20 protein-coding genes and 1 tRNA gene are annotated in these 21,829 nt (G+C 68.2%); 11 read left to right on the plus strand and 10 right to left on the minus strand.

Annotated elements, in window-relative coordinates; all coding sequences use genetic code 11:
- Positions 1-28: 28 nt before the first annotated feature.
- From FR943_RS17705 to FR943_RS17720, 4 genes are all read left to right on the plus strand, one after another.
- Positions 29-901, plus strand: coding sequence for a carbohydrate ABC transporter permease (locus FR943_RS17705; protein WP_217159510.1), 873 nt, complete (start codon positions 29-31; stop codon positions 899-901).
- Entirely contained in the window at positions 888-1,700 is an 813-nt protein-coding gene (locus FR943_RS17710; RefSeq protein ID WP_217159512.1) for a carbohydrate ABC transporter permease, read from the plus strand. The genes FR943_RS17705 and FR943_RS17710 overlap by 14 nt, the downstream gene beginning before the upstream one ends.
- A gap of 76 nt (positions 1,701-1,776) precedes the next feature.
- The gene (locus tag FR943_RS17715) at positions 1,777-3,102 is read left to right on the plus strand and encodes an ABC transporter substrate-binding protein (RefSeq protein ID WP_217159514.1); all 1,326 of its coding nucleotides are present in this window, start codon (positions 1,777-1,779) and stop codon (positions 3,100-3,102) included.
- Positions 3,103-3,124: 22 nt separating this feature from the next.
- Entirely contained in the window at positions 3,125-4,123 is a 999-nt protein-coding gene (locus tag FR943_RS17720; RefSeq protein ID WP_217159516.1) for a DUF4349 domain-containing protein, read from the plus strand.
- Here FR943_RS17720 and FR943_RS17725 read toward each other — a convergent pair.
- Positions 4,013-4,855, minus strand: a complete 843-nt coding sequence (locus FR943_RS17725; protein ID WP_217159518.1) for a CbiQ family ECF transporter T component — start codon at positions 4,853-4,855, stop codon at positions 4,013-4,015. The two genes, FR943_RS17720 and FR943_RS17725, sit on opposite strands and share 111 nt — an antisense overlap.
- Complete coding sequence (locus FR943_RS17730) at positions 4,852-6,891, minus strand: ABC transporter ATP-binding protein (RefSeq protein ID WP_217159520.1); 2,040 nt, start codon at positions 6,889-6,891, stop codon at positions 4,852-4,854. Before FR943_RS17730 ends, FR943_RS17725 begins: the two co-directional genes overlap by 4 nt.
- 105 nt (positions 6,892-6,996) lie before the next feature.
- Here FR943_RS17730 and FR943_RS17735 point away from each other — a divergent pair, with 105 nt between their 5' ends.
- From FR943_RS17735 to FR943_RS17745, 3 genes are read left to right on the plus strand one after another with little or no spacing between them, the layout of a single operon-like run.
- Positions 6,997-7,476 carry a MarR family winged helix-turn-helix transcriptional regulator gene (locus tag FR943_RS17735; RefSeq protein WP_217159521.1) on the plus strand — a complete coding sequence of 160 codons (480 nt, stop codon included), beginning with the start codon at positions 6,997-6,999 and terminating at the stop codon, positions 7,474-7,476.
- A gap of 13 nt (positions 7,477-7,489) precedes the next feature.
- Complete coding sequence (locus FR943_RS17740; protein ID WP_217159523.1) at positions 7,490-8,710, plus strand: MFS transporter; 1,221 nt, start codon at positions 7,490-7,492, stop codon at positions 8,708-8,710.
- Between the two features lie 56 nt (positions 8,711-8,766).
- Positions 8,767-9,444 (plus strand): YoaK family protein, encoded by a 678-nt coding sequence (locus tag FR943_RS17745; protein WP_217159525.1) that lies wholly within the window; start codon positions 8,767-8,769, stop codon positions 9,442-9,444.
- Positions 9,445-9,463: 19 nt separating this feature from the next.
- Here the strand turns inward: FR943_RS17745 and FR943_RS17750 are convergent, their stop codons facing one another.
- The gene (locus FR943_RS17750) at positions 9,464-10,522 is read right to left on the minus strand and encodes an esterase-like activity of phytase family protein (protein ID WP_217159527.1); all 1,059 of its coding nucleotides are present in this window, start codon (positions 10,520-10,522) and stop codon (positions 9,464-9,466) included.
- A complete protein-coding gene (locus FR943_RS17755) occupies positions 10,522-11,256 on the minus strand; it encodes a VIT1/CCC1 transporter family protein (RefSeq protein WP_217159529.1) in 735 nt (244 codons plus the stop codon). Before FR943_RS17755 ends, FR943_RS17750 begins: the two co-directional genes overlap by 1 nt.
- A gap of 96 nt (positions 11,257-11,352) precedes the next feature.
- Between FR943_RS17755 and FR943_RS17760 the strand changes: the two genes are divergently transcribed.
- Positions 11,353-13,275 carry an acyl-CoA dehydrogenase family protein gene (locus tag FR943_RS17760; protein ID WP_217159531.1) on the plus strand — a complete coding sequence of 641 codons (1,923 nt, stop codon included), beginning with the start codon at positions 11,353-11,355 and terminating at the stop codon, positions 13,273-13,275.
- 4 nt (positions 13,276-13,279) lie between these two features.
- On the opposite strand, the gene FR943_RS17765 is transcribed toward FR943_RS17760, so the two are convergent.
- Positions 13,280-13,771 carry an LppP/LprE family lipoprotein gene (locus FR943_RS17765; protein ID WP_217159533.1) on the minus strand — a complete coding sequence of 164 codons (492 nt, stop codon included), beginning with the start codon at positions 13,769-13,771 and terminating at the stop codon, positions 13,280-13,282.
- A gap of 119 nt (positions 13,772-13,890) precedes the next feature.
- On the opposite strand from FR943_RS17765, the gene FR943_RS17770 reads away from it, so the two are divergent.
- The gene (locus tag FR943_RS17770) at positions 13,891-14,205 is read left to right on the plus strand and encodes a hypothetical protein (protein ID WP_217159535.1); all 315 of its coding nucleotides are present in this window, start codon (positions 13,891-13,893) and stop codon (positions 14,203-14,205) included.
- A 21-nt stretch (positions 14,206-14,226) separates the two neighbouring features.
- Here FR943_RS17770 and FR943_RS17775 read toward each other — a convergent pair.
- A tRNA-Asn gene (locus FR943_RS17775) sits at positions 14,227-14,299 on the minus strand.
- Positions 14,300-14,453: 154 nt separating this feature from the next.
- Between FR943_RS17775 and FR943_RS17780 the strand changes: the two genes are divergently transcribed.
- Positions 14,454-14,717 (plus strand): hypothetical protein, encoded by a 264-nt coding sequence (locus tag FR943_RS17780; RefSeq protein ID WP_217159537.1) that lies wholly within the window; start codon positions 14,454-14,456, stop codon positions 14,715-14,717.
- Positions 14,718-14,736: 19 nt separating this feature from the next.
- On the opposite strand, the gene FR943_RS17785 is transcribed toward FR943_RS17780, so the two are convergent.
- From FR943_RS17785 to FR943_RS17795, 3 genes are read right to left on the minus strand one after another with little or no spacing between them, the layout of a single operon-like run.
- Positions 14,737-15,033, minus strand: coding sequence for a DUF7155 family protein (locus FR943_RS17785; RefSeq protein ID WP_217159539.1), 297 nt, complete (start codon positions 15,031-15,033; stop codon positions 14,737-14,739).
- Between the two features lie 27 nt (positions 15,034-15,060).
- The gene (dnaG, locus tag FR943_RS17790; protein ID WP_217159541.1) at positions 15,061-16,953 is read right to left on the minus strand and encodes a DNA primase; all 1,893 of its coding nucleotides are present in this window, start codon (positions 16,951-16,953) and stop codon (positions 15,061-15,063) included.
- 4 nt (positions 16,954-16,957) lie between these two features.
- Positions 16,958-18,238 (minus strand): deoxyguanosinetriphosphate triphosphohydrolase, encoded by a 1,281-nt coding sequence (locus tag FR943_RS17795; RefSeq protein ID WP_217159543.1) that lies wholly within the window; start codon positions 18,236-18,238, stop codon positions 16,958-16,960.
- 59 nt (positions 18,239-18,297) lie between these two features.
- Here FR943_RS17795 and FR943_RS17800 point away from each other — a divergent pair, with 59 nt between their 5' ends.
- Positions 18,298-20,328 carry a TPM domain-containing protein gene (locus FR943_RS17800; RefSeq protein WP_217159545.1) on the plus strand — a complete coding sequence of 677 codons (2,031 nt, stop codon included), beginning with the start codon at positions 18,298-18,300 and terminating at the stop codon, positions 20,326-20,328.
- 82 nt (positions 20,329-20,410) lie between these two features.
- On the opposite strand, the gene FR943_RS17805 is transcribed toward FR943_RS17800, so the two are convergent.
- The gene (locus FR943_RS17805; RefSeq protein ID WP_217159546.1) at positions 20,411-21,802 is read right to left on the minus strand and encodes a glycine--tRNA ligase; all 1,392 of its coding nucleotides are present in this window, start codon (positions 21,800-21,802) and stop codon (positions 20,411-20,413) included.
- Between the last annotated feature and the right edge of the window lie 27 nt (positions 21,803-21,829).

The raw sequence follows: 21,829 nt of genomic DNA on the forward strand, positions 1-21,829 counted from the left end.
GGATACGGCGAACCGCTTTAATGAACCGATGGCCACCTCGCGTGTCCGCACCGCCGCACTGGGGTACGCGCTTGTCGCACCCAGCTTGTTCGGCGTGGTCACGTTCCTGTTGCTGCCCATGCTGGTGGTGCTCTGGCTGAGCCTGCACCGCTGGGATCTGCTCGGCCCGATCACCTTTGTGGGGCTGGACAATTGGGCCTCGGTACTCGCCGATTCGTCCTTCGCGATGTCGCTGGGCGTGACGCTGCTGTTCGTCGCGCTGGTGGTGCCGACCCAGACCGTGCTGGGGCTGGTCGCGGCGTCGCTGTTGGCCCGCGGCCTGCCCGGCACCGGGTTCTTCCGCACCGCCTACGTGTTGCCGTGGATCTGCGCTCCGCTGGCCATCGCGGTGCTGTGGAAGTGGATCCTGGCCCCGACCGACGGGGCGCTGAGCACCGTGCTGGGCCGGCCGGTGGAGTGGCTCACCGATCCGGGGCTGGCCCTGCCGGTGGTTTCGGCGGTGGTGGTGTGGACCAACGTCGGCTACGTGACGCTGTTCTTCCTGGCCGGCATCCTCAACATTCCCGCCGATGTGCACAACGCCGCCCGCATCGACGGCGCCACGGACTGGCAGCGGTTCCGCCACATCACCCTGCCCATGCTGCGCCCCACCATGTTCTTCGTCCTGGTCACCGGAATCGTCAGCGCTGCACAGGTATTCGATACGGTCTACGCTCTCACCACAGGCGGACCGCAGGGCCGTACGGATCTGGTGGCCCACCGTATCTACGCCGAGGCGTTCGGTGCGGCCGCCGTGGGCCGGGCCTCGGTGATGGCGATCGTGCTGTTCGTCATCCTGGTCGGCATCTCGCTGCTCCAGCACGTCTACTTCCGCCGCAGGATCAGCTATGACCTCACGTAACGCCCTGACCTACGTGGGGTTGCTCCTCGGTGCGCTGATCACCCTGGTGCCGTTCGGGCTCGGGTTGTTGACGTCGTTCACCTCGGCCGAGCAGTTCGCCACCACCTCCCCGCTGTCGCTGCCCGCCCCTCCGACGCTGCAGAACTATTTCGGGCTCGCCGATGCCGGCTTCGGCCGGGCCATCCTGGTGACCGCGTTGATGACCGCCGTCATTCTGCTGGGCCAACTGGTGTGCTCGGTGTTGGCCGCGTACGCCTTTGCCCGGCTGCAGTTCCCGGGGCGTGACGCACTGTTCTGGCTGTACCTCGCCACGCTGATGGTGCCCGCCACGGTGACCGTGGTGCCGCTGTACCTGATGATGGCCGAGGCAGGGCTGCGCAACACATTCTGGGCGCTGGTGCTGCCGTTCGTGTTCGGCTCGCCGTACGCGATCTTCCTGCTGCGTGAGTACTTTCGGTCTATTCCCGGCGACTTGATCAACGCGGCCCGCCTCGACGGCGCCCACACCCTGGATGTGCTCACCCACGTGGTGGTACCGGCCAGCCGCCCTATTCTGGTGACCCTGGCCCTGATCACCGTGGTGAGCCAGTGGAACAACTTCCTGTGGCCCTTGGTGATCACCAGCGGCGGCACGTGGCAGGTGCTCACGGTGGCCACCGCCGGGTTGCAGACGCAGTACAACGCGCAGTGGACCCTGGTGATGGCCGCCACCACCGTGGCGATCGTCCCGCTGATCGCATTGTTCGTCGCGTTCTCCCGCCATATCGTCCGCTCGATCGTGGTGACGGGCATCAAATGACCGCCGAGATCTACTCCAGGGCTGTGCATTCGCGGCCGCAACGACCCTCACGTCGATCTCGCGACAGGAAGCTGCCATGAGGCGATCGACCATGTTGGCAACAGGCTTGGCGTTGACGATGGCCGTGCTGCTCGTCGCCGCCACGCTGCTGGGACGCCCCGACGAACCCGGGGGCCACACCGTGGTGACCATGCGGCTGTGGGACCCGCAGGTGGCGGCGGCGTACCGGGAATCGTTCGCCGAGTTCACCAGGGAACATCCCGACATCGAAGTACGGGTCACCACGGTCGCCTACTCGGCCTATTTCGACAGCCTGCGCACCGATGTGGCCGGTGGCAGCGCCGACGACATCTTCTGGCTGTCCAACGCCTACCTCGCCGGTTACGCGGACAGCGGTCGGTTGCTGGACATCGGCGGACTGCTCGGCCCCGATGCCGCCGGGGCCTGGGAGCCCTCGGTGGTCGACCAGTTCACTCGCAATGACGCCCTCTGGGCGGTACCGCAGCTGACGGACGCGGGGATCGCGGTCTACTACAACGCCGATCTTCTCAACGCCGCCGGAGTCGACCCCGCCGAACTCGACACCGTGCGTTGGTCGAACGGCGCCGACGACACCCTGCGGCCGCTGCTGGCCCGCCTCACCGTCGATGAACAGGGCCGCACGGCGGGTACCGACGGCTTCGACGCCGGCCGCATCCGGCACTGGGGCTACAACGCAGCCAATGATCTGCAGGGCATCTACCTCAACTACATCGGCTCGGCCGGCGGCATCTTCACGATCGGCGACCGGTTCGCGTTCGACAACCCGCAGGCCGTCGAGGCGTTCAGCTACCTGGTGCGGTTGATCAACGACGACCGCGTCGCGCCACCGGCGTCGGCCACCAACGACAACGGCGACTTCTCCCGCAACGCGTTTCTGCAGGGCCGCATGGCGCTGTTCCAGTCCGGCACCTACAACCTGGCCGCGATCGCGAACCAGGCCCGCTTCCGGTGGGGCGTGGCGATGCTGCCGAACGGACCCAAAGGCCGGGTCAGCGTCACCAACGGGATTGCGGCAGCGGCGAACTCAGCGACCCGGCATCCGGCCGCGGTGCGTGCGGTGCTGGCCTGGATGGGCAGCGCACGGGGCAACGAGTACCTCGGTGCCGCGGGGGCGGCCATCCCGGCCGTGCCGGCCGCGCAGTCCGTCTACCACGACTATTGGACGCGGCGAGGTATCGATGTCGGTCCGTTCTTCCGAGTACTGCACGGACCACGCATCCCCGCGCCCGGTGCGGCCGGCTTCCCGGCCGGATATCAGGCCCTCAAACCGTATTTCGACGAGATGTTCCTCGGCCGTCGCGATGTCCAGCCGGCACTGGCCGAGGCGCAGCGGGCGGCCAATTCCGCGGCAACCCGCTGAAACCATCACTTACATTGGGCTGATGGCCCAGCACCGCCATGCACCCCGCCGCCGTCACCTGACCGTGGCGTTGTTCGTCGCCACCTTGTTGACTGCCGCACCGGCCTGCGCGCCTGGGCACTCCCCGACCACATCGGGCCCGGCGGCCCCGGAAAGCGACGCCGGTTTCGCCCCGGCGCCGGCAGCCGGTCCCGCAACCGGTCCCGGGCTCAAGGAAGCGCCGGCACCGGCCGAGATCAACCGCGACATTGTCAAGACCGCCTCGATGTCGATCACGGCCGGCAACCCCGCCGCAGTCGCCGACAAAGCCGTGACGCTGGCCGCCGACGCCGGCGGCCGGGTGGACAGCCGCTCCGAGGACGCCGGCTCCAGTTCGGGCCGGGCCCATATCGCGCTGGTGCTGCGGGTGCCGGCCGACAAACTGGACGGCACCCTCGACGAGTTCAAAGCGCTCGGCACGGTGCAGACCGTCGAGGTTCGCGCCGAGGACGTGACCGCCCAGCGGGTCGATCTCGACGCTCGCATCACGGCGCTGCAGACCTCGGTGGACCGGCTGCTGGGGATCATGCGCGACGCCAAGGATCCCGACGCCTTGATCAAGGCCGAGGAGGCGTTGTCACAGCGTCAGGCCGACCTCGACAGCCTGCGCGCGCAGCGCACCCAGCTCGGCGAGCAAATCGCCTACAGCACGGTCAATCTCGATGTCACCGCCGAGCAGATCGGCGGCCCCGCGCCGCAGTATCGGGGCTTCTGGGGTCAGGTCGAGCGCGGATGGCAGGCCATGGTGGAGGTGGCCTCCGGGTCGGTGATGTTGTTCGGCCTGTTCCTGCCGTGGCTGGTCGCCGTCGCCGTCGTGGCCGGGATCATCTACCTCGTCGTTCGGGTGACGCGGTCACGCTCGCCGCGGCCGTCAGCGCCGCGGCAGGCTGGTCCCCAGAACGGTCAGCTCCAAGGCCAGGGCGGTGCCGCAGACCAGAACGAGGACGGCGAAGGTGATCCAGTCCCGCGTCTGGGGCCGTGACGGCGCCGCCGAGAACTGGCCCGCACCACCGCGCGCGGTGATGGCGTCGCCCATCTCGTCGCCTCGGCGCAGGGCCACGGTGACCGCGGCGGCCAGCAGATCGATGAGGTTGGCCACGCGTTGCCTGCGCCGGGCCCGGAATGTCTCTGCCGGTTCGACGGGACGCAACCGATGTGCGGCGTACAACGTCCGGAACTCCTCGATCAACATCGGAAATGCGCGCAGCGCCAGCGCGATCGTCACCGCCCAGTCGTGCACCGGGATGCGCAGCACCCGCAGCGGCCGGCCCAAGGTGGCCACCGCCGGGGCGATGTCGGCGACGTTCGTCGTCCAGGACACCAGCGCACCGAGCCCCAACAGCACCACGGCCAACGCCGTCACCCGCAGGTAGTTGAGCAGCCCGCCCAACCCGATCTGCACGGAGCCGATGTCGAGCACCGGGGTGCCGCCGGCCAGCGCGGCCAGCACCCCGCCGATCACCACCAGGATCCACAAGAAAAACGGGATCGAGGGCAGCGCACCGCGCGGAATGTGCGCCAGCCGCGCGGTGATCAGGACCAGCACCGCGACCGAGCCGATCGGCACCCACCCCGGATAGAAGGTGAGCAGCACGCCGATGCCCGCGACGGCGAGGAGTTTGGTGCCGGCCCACAACCGGTGGACGACGGTGTCGCCGGGCACCGGCCGCAGCAACACCACCGGTTTGCGTTGTCCTCGGGTCGGAGCGGTCATCGGGCACCTCCGGCTGCCGTCGGGGTGAGCGCGAGTTCGCCGTGATGCAGGTGCAGCGTGCGTGGGCACAGCCCCTCGAGGCCGGTGAAGTCATGCGAGATGACGATGACGGTGAGCCCGTTGTTGCGCCGCAGGTCTTCCAGCAGCCGCAGCAGCCCGCGTTGGCTGGATGCGTCGAGGCCGGCGAGCGGCTCGTCGAGGATCAGGGCACGAGGCGACCGGGCCAGCAGGCCGGCCAACACCACCCGGCGCATCTGGCCGCCCGAGAGCTGGTCGATGCGGCGCTTGGCCAAACCCGGGTCCAGGCCCACCATCTCCAGGGCAGCCGCGACCTTGTCCGACTCGCGGGCGGAAAAGCCTGCCGCCGAAGCGATTTCCTGCCCGACGCTGCTGCGCATGAGCTGGAGGCGGGCGGCCTGGAACGAGATCGCCACCGACCCCACCTGCCCGGAGACCGGGGCGCCGTCGAGCAGGCAGGCACCGTAGGTGGGCACTGTCAGACCGGCCATGATCCAGGCCAGTGTGGATTTTCCGGACCCGTTCAGGCCGTGCACCAGGACCCCGTCACCCTCGTTGACGGTGAACGTGATGTCACGCAACGCGGTTTTCGCCCAGGGGGTGCCGTTGGCGTATTCGTGCCCGACGCCGGTCAGTTCCAGCACGGGGGCCCCGCCATGGGCGTGGGCGGTGGGGGTGGGCACCGCAGAGGTCTGGACCATGTCGGTGTTGTCGGTGTTGCCGCTGAGCATCACCGTGCGGTCGGCGGAATCGGCCTCGTCGTTGTAATGCGTGATGTGCACCAAGGACATCTGGTGGTGGTCGGTCAGCCCGGACAGCACGTTCATCAAGGCGTCGCGCCCCTGCTGGTCGACCATGCTGGTGACCTCGTCGGCGATCAACAGGGAGGGCTCGCGGGCCAGGGCCCCGGCGACGGCCAGCCGCTGCAGCTCGCCGCCGGACAGTCCGCCGGTGTCGCGTTCGCCGAGGCCGTCAAGCCCGACCTCGGCAAGCAACTTCGCCACGTCGGCCGTCGCGTCGGCGGGCAGACCCCACACCACGTCGTCGGCCACCCGGGTGCCGAGCACCTGGCTTTCCGGGTGCTGCATCACCACGGCGGTGCCACCGATGTGGCCCAGCCCCACCGCGCCGGCCCGCTCGATGGTGCCCGAGGTGGGGCGACGCCCGGCCAGCATCAGCATGAGCGTGGTCTTGCCCGAGCCGTTGGATCCGGTCACCGCGACGTGCTCACCCGGCTTCAGTTCCATCGACAACGGGCCCAGAGCGTCGTGCTCGACACCCGGGTAGCGGAACCGCACATCGGTCAGGCGGGCCGGCACCGGCGCGATCACGGTGTTCGCGTCGTCGGTTTCGGCCTCGGCGTCGAGTTTGTGCACATCGGGGACCCCGAGCAGGCGCGCCAGGATCCGGGACAGCGCCCACCAGCCGACCATGCTGACCGAGGTGATGCTGAATATCCCGAGCAGCAGCATCAGCACCGGCCAGTAGTCCAGCATCACGGCGAAGGTGCTGCGCAGCGGTTCGGCGGCCCCGTCCAGCACCGGGAGCTGTTCCAGGACCTTGGCGATCCCCTCCATGGCCGCCGACAGTGAGTCGAAGATCAAGTTGCGGAGCCGGGACAGCACCGACAGCGCCACGATGCTCGCTGCGCCGAACGCCGCGCCCGCCACGACAGCGGCACCGAACGCCGTGGCGGTACCACGACCCCGGCGCTTGACCACGCCCGTCAACCCGCCGATGTAGGCGCAGTCGAGGACGGTCATCAATCCGCCCATGCCCGCGATCAGGAAGGCGATGGTGCCGGCGGCCACCGTCGCCGCCAACAGCACGCGGAGCCGATAGCGGTAGGCCAGCAGCCCCATCGGAACCGTGCCCAGCACCGACAACCCGGCCGCGAACGGCACGACCACGGCAATGATCGCCGTGGCCGCACACAACGCCGCCATCACCGCAGCCTGCGCGAGTTCGCCGGGGGTGAGGCCGCGCCGGGGCGTTGTCGCCGGGGATTTCGCGGTCATTGCTCGATTCTGCCAGCCGAAGCCGACACCGTCGGGGGCCCGTGGTGTGACCGAGAGCACGCTGCCCGAGTAGACTGCATAGCAAATCTATGTAAATATGAGGGAATGTCCACCCCGACCGAGGATGTCACGGTAGCCGACGACACCGAACTTGGCGCTGACCTGCTGGCTGTCGTCGCGCGATTGAACCGGCTGGCCACCCAGCGCACCCGGCTTCCGCTGCCCTGGGCCCAGGCCCGGCTGTTGTCCACCATCGAGGATCAGGGCGAAGCCCGCATCTCGGATCTGGCCTGCCTCGACCACTGCTCGCAACCGACCATGACCACCCAGGTGCGCCGCCTGGAGGACGCCGGTCTGGTGACCCGCACCCCCGACCCCGGCGACGCCCGCGCAGTCCTGATCCGCATCACCGAGCAGGGCCGGCAGACCCTCGAACAAGCCAGGGCCAACCGCGCCGCGGCGATCAATCCACGACTTGAGCGACTCAGCGCCGAGGAACGCCAGACCCTCACCGCGGCGGTCGGCCTCATTCGCCGGTTGCTCACCGATGTCGACGAGCAGCCGCTCTCCCCCCAAAACAGTTAGGAGTCACGCCCTGATGTGGCGTCAACCCAAGGCCGTCTGGGCCGTCGCTTTCGCCTCCGTCGTCGCCTTCATGGGCATCGGCCTGGTCGATCCCATCCTCAAGCCGATCGCCGACAGTCTCGACGCCTCCCCCTCGCAGGTGTCGTTGCTGTTCACCAGCTACATGGCGGTGATGGGCGTGGCGATGCTGATCACCGGTGTGGTGTCCAGCCGGATCGGCCCCAAACGCACGCTGCTGCTCGGCCTGGTCATCATCATCGCGGGCGCCGGCCTGGCCGGGCTGAGCGAGACCGTCATGCAGATCGTGGGCTGGCGCGCGCTGTGGGGCCTGGGCAATGCGCTGTTCATCGCGACGGCCCTGGCCACCATCGTCAACTCCGCGAAAGGCTCTGTGGCACAGGCGATCATCCTGTATGAGGCGGCGCTGGGCCTGGGTATCGCGATCGGCCCGCTGGTCGGCGGCGTCCTCGGCTCGATCTCCTGGCGCGGCCCGTTCTTCGGCGTCTCGGCGCTGATGGCCGTCGCCCTGGTGATCACCGCCTTCCTGCTGCCGGCCACCCCGCGCGCCGAGCGCGCCACCACGCTGGCCGACCCGTTCCGCGCGCTGCGCCACCGCGGGCTGCTCGGTGTCGCGATCACCGCGCTGCTCTACAACTTCGGCTTCTTCACCCTGCTCGCGTTCACCCCGTTCCCGCTGGACATGACCGCACACCAGATCGGCCTGATCTTCTTCGGCTGGGGTCTGGCACTGGCGTTCACCTCGGTGGTGGTCGCCCCGCGCCTGCAACACCGCTTCGGGACGGTGCGGGTACTCATCCTCAACCTGCTGGCCTTCACCGCGGTGCTCACCGTGATGGCGGTGTGGACGGACTCCAAGGCCGTGTTGGCCGCCGGGGTGGTGGTGGCCGGCCTGTTCATCGGTATCAACAACACCCTGATCACCGAAACCGTGATGAAAGCCGCGCCGGTCGAGCGCGGTGTGGCCTCGGCGGCCTACAGCTTCCTGCGCTTCGGCGGAGCGGCCGTCGCGCCGTGGCTGGCGGGAGTACTCGGCGAGCAGATCAACGTGCACCTGCCGTACTGGGTGGGTGCGGCCGCAGTGCTGGCCGGTGCCGGCGTGCTGTTCGTGACGCGACCGCACCTCGCCGGGATCGACGAGGAAGGCCCGGCCGAAGACGAACTCGACGAACTCACCGACGAGGCCACCGCCGTCACCGTCGGCTCCGACAGCTGACGCCACGCCGACGAATCCGCTCCTGCCGACTCGTCGCGGTCCGCACAATCGGTGACATGCCGCAACCGATTGACAGCGAGGCCCGATTGTCGTGGGTGCTGGCCGGTCTGGCCGGAGTACTGGGCGCCGCCGCGTTCACCCATTCGGCGGGATACTTCGTCACGTTCATGACCGGCAACACCGAACGGGCCTTCCTCGGACTGTTCCAGGACAAGGCCTGGCTGGCGGTCGGCGCGGCAATACTGCTGGCATCCTTTGTCGGCGGAGTGGTGATCGCCTCGTTGTGCCGTCGCCACCTCTGGGTGAACCATCCGCACGGCGCCACCGTGTTGACCACATTCGCGCTCGTGGCATCGACCGTGGTGGACCTCGTCATGCGGGGTTGGACGGCCCACGACGTGCCGTTCGTCCCAATCGTGTTCGTGGCCTTCGGTATCGGCGCGCTGAACACCTCCTTCGTCAAGGACGGTGAGGTGTCGATCCCGCTGAGTTACGTGACCGGGACACTGGTCAAGATGGGCCAGGGCATCGAACGCCACCTCAGCGGCGGCCAGTTGAACGATTGGCTGGGCTATTTCCTGCTGTGGGCCGGATTCGCCGCCGGCGCCGTCATCGGCGGGTTCATCAGCGTGGTGGTGAGCGGGTCGCAGATGCTGCTGGGCGCCACCGTCGTCTGCGCACTGACCGCGGGATACACCTACTTCTACTTCGATGGCCACGCGTTGTTGAAATAGCGGGTGCGCGCCGGGGGCCTCACAACGCGAACAGCAGGAACTGCGTGACCTGGGTGGGTGAGAAATTGTCGTCGCTCACCGCGATCACCGACTGCCGTCCGTCAGCCAGCCTGGGGCCCAACGTGATCCCCTCGATGTTGTCCAACGGCGCCAGGCCCACGACGGCTCCGAGATCGGCCACCAGTGTCTTCGTCATCTCGGCGGAGCCGTCGACCAGGCTTGCGCGGTAGATCCGCACCGCCACGTGGGTGCCGTAGCCGCGTTCGACCACCAGAAAGCTGCCGTCGTCCAGCGCCACCAGATCCGACAATCCGTTGTCGCCGCCCGGCCCGGCACTGACCGCGTCCAGCGGATAGCTGTACTGGCCGTCAACCGCTCCGGTGTCCACGTCGAACCGAATGATGCGGGTGCGGGCGCCGTGGTGTTCCTCGGGCGGTGGACCGTCGTCATGGCCCGGCCCTTCCATGGCCGCCCACAGCTTCCGCCCGTCGGCGGACAACGTCAGCCCCTCCAACGCGCTGTTGCGGCGGGCGCCCTGGCCGTCGGCCGACATGCGCAGCGCGTCGGGCAGGGCGAACTCGCCGAGGAAACCGCCGTCGAGCCCGGCGGCCCGCACCCACGGGTCCAGCAGGACCGGCGCCGCCCCGGTGACCAACCGCTCCCCCTCGCTGCTCCAGTACAGCCGCTGCCGGCGGGCGTCGAAGGCGATGCCCTCGGGGTCCGGAGGCACCACCGGTGGGACGGCGCCGACATCCAACGGGCCGAAGGGCTGCCCGTCGCGGTCCTGCCAGGTCCGGGTACCGACGACCTGGACATCATCGATCCCGTTGTCCGACAAGATGATCCGGGCAGTGTAGAAGCGGGCCGGGTTGCGCACGGAGCGGTCGTCGCTGATCAGGTAGTACAGGTCGGCGGCCGGGTCGTAACTGATGCCCGACAGCCCGCCGACCACCGTGCCGCCGAACTCCGCACCGAAGGCAACCTGGCGCTGGCCGAGAAACTCCAAACCCGCCGAAGCACGCGCCGGCGCGCACCCGGCCAGGACCAGCAGACCGACCGCCAGAATGCGAGCCCGCATCAGGTGATGACGGCGCCGACCAGGATGCCGACGGCATAGGTGCACGCGATCGCGATGGCGCCGAACACCAGCTGCCGCACCCCCGCGATGGCCACCGGCTTACTGGTGAACTTCGCCGCCGCCCCACCGGCGATCAACAGGCCGACCCCGCCACAGGCCAGCCCGGCCCACAACGATTCGAAGCCGAGCAGATACGGGATGAGCGGGATGATCGCACCGATCGCGAACAGCACGAACGACGAGCCGCCGGCGACCAGCGGTGACGGCTTCTCCTGTGGGTCCACCCCCAACTCCTGCACGAGATGAAAGTTCAGCGCCCGCTTCTCGTCGCGGTGGATCTCCTCGGTGGCTTTCTTCGCGGTCTCGGGCGTCATCCCCATCTCCTGCAGCATGGCCATGAGTTCGGCCCGCTCGGCCTCGGGATTCTTGCGGAATGACCGACGTTCGACACTGACCTCGGAATCGACCTGTTCGTTCGCAGTCGTCACCGAGGTGTACTCACCGAGCGCCATCGAGAACGCGCCGGCCAACAGCCCCGCCACGCCGCTGAGCACGACCGTCTGGGCCGAGGCACTGGCCCCGACGCCTGCGATCAACGCGGTATTGCTGACCAGGCCGTCCATCGCCCCGAACGTCGCCGCACGCAGCCAGCCACCGGTGACGTCGGCGTGCCGGTGATAGCTCACATGCGGCAACCCGGTGGGAGACAGCGACTTACCGACGGACTCCGGCATGGGGCCAATCTTGCGCCGCAGGACCACGGGTGTCCAGCAAGGTAAACCTTGGTGTCAACCGTCCCGCCGGCAGCGCCGCACGCGTTACCGTCGGATATGACTTCCACAGCCGAGCATCTGCGAAACGCACTCGACGGCCGTTGGCGCGACGTCAAGAACGCCATGCGGGCCACGTTGTCCGACGAGATCTTCCGGCCGCACTACACCCCCAACACCGCCATCGCCCGCGCCAAGGTCGCCGAGCAACTCAAGATCATGGCCGCGGCCGGGGCCGCCGAGGACGGCTTCCGCAAAGAGCACGGTGGCAACGGCGACGTCGGCGGGGCCATCACCCAGATCGAGATGCTGGCGATGAGCGATCTGTCGCTCATGGTGAAGGCCGGGGTGCAGTGGGGCCTGTTCGGTGGCGCCATCGAGAATCTGGGCACCGAGCGCCACCACAAGGCCTACGTGCGCCGCCTCATCGACCTGGACCTGCTGGGCTGTTTCGCGATGACCGAGACCGGCCACGGCAGTGACGTGCAATCGCTGGAGACCACCGCCACCTACGACCCGGAAACCGAAGAGTTCGTCATCCACTCCCCGACGCCCAACTCACGCAAGGACTACATCGGCGGGGCGGCCGAAACAGCCAGGGTGGCAGCCGTTTTCGCGCAGCTGATCACCCCCGACGGTGAGGTCCACGGGGTGCACTGCCTGGTGGTGCCGATCCGCGACGACATGGGCAACGACATGCCCGGCGTGACGACGTCGGACTGTCACTACAAGGGTGGTCTGCCCGGCGTCGACAACGGCCGCATCGTCTTCGACCAGGTGCGCGTACCACGGGTGAACCTGCTGAACCGCTACGCCGACGTGGCGCCGGACGGCACCTACAGCTCACCCATCGAGAGCTCCAGCCGACGGTTCTTCACCATGCTGGGCACCCTGATCCGCGGCCGGGTCACCGTGGCCGGCAGTGCCACCGCCGCGGCGCGGGTGGCGCTTGACATCGCCACCCGATATGCGTTGGAACGCAGGCAGTTCAGCGCACCCGACGGTGAAGACGAGGTGCTGATCATGGATTACCTGATGCACCAACGCCGTCTGCTGCCCATGATCGCGAAATCCTATGCGCTGCAGTTCGCCCAGAACGAATTGGTGGCCAAATGCCACGATCTGCAGACCTCGGACAACCCCGACGCCGAGGAGCAGCGCGAACTGGAAGCCCGCGCCGCCGGCCTCAAGGCCGCGGGCACCTGGCACGCCAGCCACGCCATCCAGGAGGCCCGCGAAGCCTGCGGCGGCGCAGGCTATCTCGCCGAGAACCGGCTGATCGCCCTGCGCGCGGACACCGACGTGTTCACCACCTTCGAGGGCGACAACCATGTGCTGACGCAACTGGTGGCCAAACAACTGCTCACCGCGTACGCCGACGACATCAAGGGGATGAGCCCGGTGGAATGGGTGCGCTTCGCAGCCAACTACGCCGGCGAACGAGTGCTCAAACGCACCGCGGCCGAGACGATCATCCAGACCATCCTCGACACCCGCCAGGACAACGAGGAGGAGGGCAGCCTGTTCAACCGCGGCACCCAGGTCAAGATGTTCGAGGACCGCGAGGAGTACATGCTGGCCTCGGTGGCACGCCGACTGCAGGGCAAGGCCAAGGAGATGTCGGCCTTCGACGCCTTCAACGCCGTGCAGGATCACGTGCTGCACGCCGCCCAGGCCCACATCGACCGGGTCATCCTGGAGGCGTTCGTCGCCGGCATCGACGCATGCGAGGACGAGGCCGCCCGCGACCTGCTAGCCGATGTCTGCGATCTGTACGCACTTTCGGTGATCGAGAACGACAAGGCCTGGTTCATCGAGCACCGCTACCTGTCCACCGAACGCGCCAAGGCCGTCACGCGCGGCATCAACGAGCGCTGCCGCTCACTGCGCCCGCACATCGAAACCCTCGTCGACGGGTTCGGCATCCCCGAGCAGCTGCGCTACGCGGCCATGCTCGACCCGGCCGAACTGCTCAACGGCTGAGGCTCTACGGCTTCGGAATCGGGTCGACGGCAACAAGTTTGCCGTCCTCCCCGATCCGGAACCGCACCGTGGCGATGCCGGTCGGCGAGGTGGGCGAATCGTGGCCCTGCTGCCACTGGTAGTTCACCACCACGGTGTCGTCGGCATTGGTGACCACGTTGATATAGGGCCGCGGCTCCGGGGTGGCCGGCCCCAGTGGGGTCTGCCGGTCGAAGAACAGCAGCTGCCCGGCGCTGTTGGGCTCGGGATTGGTCTGGCCCACCTGAACCCAGTACAGCCGGCAGTTGCTGGTGTGCCCGGAACCGATCTGCGTCCACTGCCGGCCGGCCTCGGGGGCGGGCAGTGCGGCGATCTGATCGGCGATGGTGTCCGCACTCGGACCGTCCGCCGGCGCGCAGGTGTCCGGCTTCGGAGGCGGTGGTGACGACGGACTCCAGCCGCAACCCACCACGAGCAGACCGACAAAGGCGATGATGGCGCTCAGCCGTGCATACACACCTCGAGGGTAGCGAATCGCACCGGCTCGACGAGAGCACTGACGGCGGCGCGTCAATTGGGCGACACTGTTGGCGATCCGATCGAGGATCGCTTTCACCCCGACCCCAAGGAGACATGATGGCTTGGTTCCTCGCCATGGAAGGCCCCGCCAACAAGGCCGTGCTCTACCAATTGCAGGAATCAGTCAACGTTCAGCAGCTCGCCGAGGAGATGGCCAGTGCGGCCACCCTGGACCGCCCGGTTCCGGTACCGGCCGTGCTGCAGAACAACCGGCAACAGGTGACGGTGTACGTGCGGCCCGCGGCCTGGGGGGTGTGGACGTTCTACCAGCTCACCGAGGAGGAGCGGAAAACGCTCGCATCGGCGTCGAATCCACTGGTGGAGGCACTGACCCAGGCGGCCCGTCAGGCTCAGGCCCGGCCCCAGGGGTAGCGCTGGGGTCTTGAGAACTTGCTCCCCCGGATGGACTCGAACCATCAACCGCCCGATTAACAGTCGGGAGCTCTGCCAATTGAGCTACAGGGGACTACCTTCCGCGGAAGCTCCGCGGCCGAGCGTTGACTCTAGCGCACGGACCGCCGCCGCCGCCAATGCGCTCCCAGACGGGCGCGTCGGGGCGCCGGTGAGGCAGGATGGGAGCTACACACATCGCCTGTCTGGGACGCTTGGGAGGAACGCCTGTGATCCGCTACGCCGCCGTGATCGCCGTCGGCTACGTACTGGGCGCCAAGGCCGGCCGACGCCGCTATGAGCAAATCGCCGGCACCTACCGCGCGGTGACCGCCAATCCGGCCACCAGGGCGGTTCTGGACGCCGGACGACGCAAGATCGCCAAGCGGGTGTCACCGGATCCGCAATTCCTCACATTGACGCCCATAGACGCAGAAACGTCGGTGTTCTCCACGAAGGAGAGCACCGACGCTTCGGCAAAACCGCGCTGGTAAGCCCAGCCGTGCAGGCTGACTAACCGATCCCCTGGTTGATCGTGGTCCCCGGCAGCAACGGGCCGGTGACGAATCCGCCGTTACCGCCGGCTCCCACCCACGGTGTCCCGACCTGGGCGGGCGTGCCGTTGGAGTAGGACAGGCACTTGCCGTCCTCCTTGTTGCCGAACCAGGCCAGGCAGGCCGGTCCGGCCGTCATCTGGGGGTCGGCCGCCGGGGTCGCCAAGAACGCCGGGGCCGCCGCCGCAGCGCCGGTGGCCAGTGCGAATGCGCCGACGGCGACGAAACGCCGCGTCCGCGTGCTGAACAGTGTCACGGACTCAGCCTATCGCGATGTGAGCTCTCACGCAGTGAGGTCGTCGCCGCTGGCCTGCTCGAGCAGGCTGCGCCGGTAGGACTCCATGGCCACCAGGTCACCGAACAGGGCGTGATATTCGTCTCCCTGTTCCACCGGTGACATGCGTTGCAGCTTGGACTTCACCTCGGCGATCTGGCGGCCCACCCAGACTTCCTGCAGCCGGGCCAGCACGCTGCTGATGTAGCGCGGCAGCTGCTCGTCGTCCTCGACGTTGATGGCCTCCACGCCCAACTCGTTGACCAGGCCGGCCGCCGCCGGGGACGACGCCTGCTCGCGGACCGCCTCGATCCACTGGGCGCCGGACAGACCCGCCGCGGTGCCCCCGGCGCTCTCGATCGCCGAGCGCACCGCGGCGTATCCGGGGTGGGTGAAGCTCTCGACGGTCAGTGAGTCGAACACCGGCCCGGCGATCGCGGGATACTGCAAACCGGCCTTGAGCGCCTCACGCTGCGGCCACAGTGTCGGGTCGGTCGGGTTGGGTCGCTGAACGGGCGCCGCCGCACGGGCCTGCGCTGTAGGCCCGCGCCGGGAATCCTTGCGGCCACTGCCGGCCTCCTCGCGCACCCGGCCGATCACCTGCGCCACGTTGTCCCAGCCGACCCAGCCGGCCAGCTGCCGGGCATACTCGTCGCGCAGGGTGGGGTCCTTGATCCGCGCGGCCATCGGTACGCAGCGCCGCAGCGCGGTCACCCGACCCTCGGCGCTGTCCAGGTCGTGTTCGGCCAGCGCGCTGCGAATCACGAACTCGAACAACGGGGTTCGCCGGGCCACCAGGTCCCGCACCGCGCCGTCCCCCGAGCGCAGCCGCAGATCACACGGATCCATACCGTCGGGGGCCACCGCCACGAACGACTGCCCGGACAGGTTCTGCTCCCCCTCGAACGCCTTGACCGCGGCAGCCTGCCCGGCGGCGTCACCGTCGAAAACGTAGATCAGCTCGCCGCGGAAGAAGTTGTCGTCCATCATCAGCCGGCGCAGCATCGCCAGGTGCTGCTCGCCGAACGCGGTACCGCACGACGCCACCGCCGTGGTCACCCCGGCCAGGTGCATGGCCATCACGTCGGTGTAGCCCTCGACGACCACGGCCTGATGGCCCTTGGCGATGTCACGTTTGGCGCGGTCCAGCCCGAACAGCACCTGTGACTTCTTGTACAGCACGGTTTCGGGGGTGTTGACGTATTTGGCCTGGTTCTGGTCATCGTCGAACAAGCGGCGGGCACCGAAACCGATGGTCTCGCCCGAGGACACCCGGATCGGCCACAGCAGCCGGCGGTGGAACCGGTCCATCGGCCCGCGCTTGCCCTCCCGGCTCAGCCCGGCCGCCTCCAGCTCCTTGAACTCAAAACCCTTACGCAGCAGATGCTTTGTCAGTGTGTCCCAGCCCGACGGGGCGAAGCCGCAGCCGAACTGGGCGGCCGCGGCGGCGTCGAAGTTGCGTTCGGTCAGGTACTTGCGCGCCTCGGCGGCCTCGTCGGAGGCCAGCGCCTGGACGTAGAACTCGCTCGCGGCGGCGTTGGCGGCCAGCAACCGGCTCCGGCTGCCACGGTCGCGCTGCACGTTGGTGGTCGACCCGCCGGTGTAGGTGACGGTGTAACCGACCTTGTCGGCCAGCAGCTCGACCGCCTCGACGAACGTGACGTGCTCGATCTTCTGGATGAACGCGTAGACATCGCCACCCTCACCGCAACCGAAGCAGTGGAAGTGCCCGTGGTTGGGCCGCACATGGAACGACGGCGACTTCTCGTCGTGGAACGGGCAGAGGCCCTTCATCGAGTCGGCGCCGGCCCGCCGCAATTGGACGTAGTCGCCGACGACATCCTCGATGCGGATTTTGTCACGAATGGCCGCGATATCGCGATCAGGAATGCGGCCGGCCACCGACCTAGTCTAGAGGCCGGGGCGATCGCGCTTCGTGCACTCTTTCCAACCGGCTCTCGGTATAGGACGCAATCTGATCGACGACGACGCGCAACCGGGCACCGTCGTCTGCGGCCAGCTCGAACTCGGGCGCGAACTGCGGGTCCAGGCTGCCCGGCGCCTGCGCCCACAGCGCCAGGGCCACCTCGTGGATGAGCGTGCGCTGATCGGCCTGGATCTGCAGATGGCGGTGGTCGGACATGATGAACTGCAGGGCCAGCATCTTGAGCAGCACCACCTCGGCGCGCACCAGGGGCGGCACGGTCAGGTCGGCATCAAAACGACGTAGCCCCGCTCCGCGATCCCCGGCGACGGCCCGGGTCTGGGTGATCGCGGCGTTGGCAAAGCGTCCGACCAACTCACTGGTCATCGTCTTGAGCGCGACCGAGGCCGCCAGGGTCCCGTCGTAGCGGCCCACCGCGGCGACCACCGGCACCTGTGACAGCCGCTCGGCGGCGGCCAGCAACTCGTCACGGGTGACCGCCGGAAACGACCTGGCCCCCAGGTCCGCCAACGAGGCGGCGGCGTCCCGGTCGCCGAGCACCCGCAGGTCGATGCGCCCGGAGATCACCCCGTCCTCGACGTCGTGCACCGAATAGGCGACGTCGTCGGCCCAGTCCATCACCTGGGCCTCCAGGCACGGCCGCTCGGCCGGCGCACCGTCGCGGACCCAGGCGGCGGCCTCGGCGTCGTCGTCGTAGAAGCCGTACTTGCGTCGAGTGCCGAAGCTCGGCCACGGGTACTTCGCCACCGCGTCCAGCGCCGCCCGGGTCAGGTTGAGACCGGCCGAACGACCATCGGCGTCAAGGACTTTGGGCTCCAGCCGGGTGAGGATCCGGAAGTTCTGGGCATTGCCCTCGAACCCGCCGAACGGTTTGGCGATCTCGTCGAGGGCCCGCTCCCCGTTGTGTCCGTACGGCGGATGTCCGATGTCGTGGGCCAGCCCGGCCAGGTCGACCAGGTCGGGATCACAACCCAGCCCGATCGCCATCCCCCGCCCGATCTGGGCCACCTCCAACGAGTGGGTGAGCCGGGTGCGGGGCGTGTCGCCGTGCCGCGGCCCGACCACCTGGGTCTTGTCGGCCAGCCGGCGCAGCGCCGCGCTGTGCAGCACCCGGGCCCGGTCGCGGGCGAAGTCGGTGCGGTGCTCGGTGTCGGTCCCGGGCAGGGCAGCACCTTTGGGCGCTTCGACCACCAAGCGTTGCCGGTCGAAGTCGTCGTAGCAGGCCTGCGTATCCCCGTTCACCGACGCACAGTCTGCCAGGAACCGGCGCGCCGACCCCGCAGCGCACTAGATTGACGGTCATGCGTATCGCCCGTGTGCTGTCCATGCTGCTCGCGATCCTGATCACCGGCCTGCTTGCGGCACCTGGCGCCGCCGCTGAACCGCCGCTGCGTTTGGCGAGTCAACTCACCGACAACGCCGGCGTGCTGTCGGATGCGCAGCGCGCCGGCGTGCAGCGCGCGCTCGATCAGCTCTACGACACCAAACGCATTCAGCTGTGGGTGGTTTTCGTCGAGGACTTCTCCGGCCAGAACCAACTCGGCTGGGCGCAGAACACCATTCGGCTCAGCGACCTGGGTGACGACGACGCACTGCTGGCGGTGGCCACCGAAGCGCGGGCGTATTCGTTCCAGGTGCCCAGCACGATTCGCGGCGGCAATGCCCGCGCCGAGGACATCCGCCGCGACAGCGTCGAACCGGCCCTGCGCCGCGGGGACTGGGCCGGCGCGGCGATCGCCGCCGCGAACGGCTTGAAAGCCGATCCGCCCGCCGCGCCTGCGGGTGCCGGCGTGTCATGGCCGGGCATGCTCATCGCCCTGGGCGTGGTGGTGGTGCTGTTCGGCCTGCTGTGGTGGTGGTCGCGGCGCCGGCGCGCCAAGCGCCGCCGCGCCGAGTTCGAGGCCGCCAAGCGGGTTGACCCCACCGACGCCGCCGCACTGGCCACGGTCCCCCTGGAGGCGCTCGATGAGCTGTCCCGCTCGATCGTGGTCGACGTTGACAATGCCGTGCGCACCAGTGCCGCCGAGCTACAACTGGCCGTCGAGGAGTTCGGCGCGCAGCGCACCGAGCCGTTCGCCGCGGCTCTGGAGAATGCGAAAAAGGCTCTGGCCCAAGCGTTCAACGTGCGTCAGACCCTCGATGACGAAGCCCCTGAGACACCGCTGCAGCAGCGTGAACTGCTGACCAAGGTGGTGATCTCGGCGGCCCGTGCCGACCGTGAACTGGAAGCCCAGAGCCAGGCTTTCGAGCAGCTGCGCGATCTGGTGATCAACGCCCCGGCCCGGCTGGACACGATGACCCAGCAGATGGTCGGCCTGACCGCCCGCATCGAGCCGTCGCAGCAGACCCTGCAGAACCTGCACACCCAGTTCGACGCCACCGCACTGAGTTCGGTGGAAGGCAACGTCGACACCGCCCAGGAGCGGCTGGCGTTCGCCGACCGCAACATCACCGCAGCCCGCGGCCTGGTGTCGAAGCCGGCGACCGATCAAACCGCTCTGGTGGACGCGGTACGTTCGGCCGAATCCGCCCTCGACCAGGTCCGGACCCTGCTCGACGCGGTGGACAGTGCGGCGTCGGACATCAACCGCGCCCTGGCTGAATTGCCCGCCGCGCTGACTGACATCCAGGCCGGCATCGACCAGGCGAATTCACTGCTGACGCAACCAGATACACCGCAGGCCGACAAGCTCAGCACGGTCCGCGACGCGGCAGCCCGGGCCGCCGCCGACGCGCAGTCGCACGGCAAGGCCGACCCGCTGGGCACGTTCACCCGACTCACCAAGGCCGACGCCGAACTCGATCAACTACTGGCCGGGGTGCACGAACAACAGGAGGCCGCCGAACGGTTGGCCCGGGCGCTGGAGCAGGCGCTGTTCACCGCCCAGTCGCGGATCAAGGCGGTGTCGGACTTCGTCGAAACCCGGCGCGGCAGCATCGGACCGGAAGCACGTACCCGCTTGGCCGAGGCGCAACGGCAACTCGAAGCCGCGCTGGCCAAGCGGGCATCGGACCCGAATGAGGCCGTCGCACACGCCAACGGGGCCTCGACGCTGGCAGCACAGGCGCAAGGCCTGGCCAACGACGATGTGCGGGCCGCGCAGCGCTCCTACACCTCGCAGTACGGCGGCGGTGGCTCCGATATGGGTGCGGTGCTCGGCGGCATCCTGATCGGCAACATCCTGCGCGGCGGCGGCGGCTTCGGTGGTGGTTTCGGCGGTGGGTACGGCGGCGGCTGGGGCGGGGGCCGCAGCATGGGCCGCCCGACGTCCTACGGCGGGTCGTCACATTCGTCGGGCCGCAGCTACAGCGGTGGCGGCGGCCGGTTCTGATCGCTTTTCATTGCGTGAGCAGACACAAACTCGTGCCTTGTCGGCCGAAAAAGTACGAGTTTGCGTCTGTTCGCCGGGAGACTCAGCAGCCCTTGAGCCGCACCGCGAGGTAGTCCGACACCTTGTCCAGGGCGATGCGCTCCTGGGTCATGGCGTCACGCTCGCGGATGGTGACCGCGTTGTCCTCCAGGGTGTCGAAATCGACGGTCACGCAGTATGGCGTGCCGATCTCGTCCTGGCGGCGGTAGCGGCGACCGATCGCACCGGCGTCGTCGAACTCGACGTTCCAGTTCTTGCGGAGCTCGGCGGCCAGGTCACGGGCCTTGGGCGACAGGTCGGCGTTGCGGCTCAACGGCAACACCGCGGCCTTGACCGGCGCCAGTCGCGGATCGAGCTTGAGCACGGTGCGCTTGTCCACCCCGCCCTTGGCATTGGGCGCCTCGTCCTCGGTGTAGGAGTCGACCAAAAACGCCATCAGCGAGCGGGTCAGACCGGCCGCCGGCTCGATCACGTACGGCACGTAGCGGGTATCGGTGCCCTGATCGTAGAAGGACAGGTCGACACCGGAATGCTTTGCGTGCGTGGACAAGTCGAAGTTGGTGCGGTTGGCGATGCCTTCCAGCTCACCCCACGGGTTGCCGGCGAAACCGAACTTGTACTCGATGTCGACGGTGCCGTCGGAGTAGTGCGACAGCTTCTCCTTGGGGTGGTCGTAGAGGCGCAGGTTGTCCCGGTCGATACCGAGGTCCACATACCACTGCAACCGCGTCTCGATCCAGTACTTGTGCCATTCCGGCGCGGTCGACGGCTCGACGAAGAACTCCATCTCCATCTGCTCGAACTCGCGGGTACGGAAGATGAAGTTGCCCGGCGTGATCTCGTTGCGGAAGCTCTTGCCGATCTGGCCGATGCCGAACGGTGGCTTCTTGCGCGCGGTGGTCACCACGTTGGCGAAGTTGACGAAGATGCCCTGGGCGGTCTCGGGACGCAGGTAGTGCAGACCTTCCTCCGACTCGATCGGGCCGAGGTAGGTCTTGAGCATCATGTTGAAGTCACGCGGCTCGGTCCACTGCCCTTTGGTGCCGCAATCGGGGCAGACGATCTCGTCCATCGAGACGGCGTCGGGATCGTCCAGACCCTTCTTCGCCGCGTACGCCTCCTGCATGTGGTCCTGCCGGTGCCGCTTGTGGCAGTTCAGGCACTCCACCAGCGGGTCGTTGAAGACGTCGACGTGACCGGAGGCGACCCAGACCTGCCGCGGCAGGATGATCGCGGAGTCCAGACCGACGACGTCGTCGCGGCCGGTGACCATCGACTTCCACCACTGCCGCTTGATGTTTTCCTTGAGCTCCACCCCGAGCGGCCCGTAATCCCACGCGGACTTGGTGCCGCCGTAGATCTCTCCGGACTGGAATACCAAGCCACGGCGTTTCGCCAGGTTCGCGACGGTGTCGATGATCGAAGATGGAGCCACGGTGCATCAGCGTAGCGACCGGCCCAC

The organism is [Mycobacterium] fortunisiensis (assembly GCF_019050325.1).
GTDB lineage: Bacteria > Actinomycetota > Actinomycetes > Mycobacteriales > Mycobacteriaceae > Mycobacterium > Mycobacterium fortunisiensis.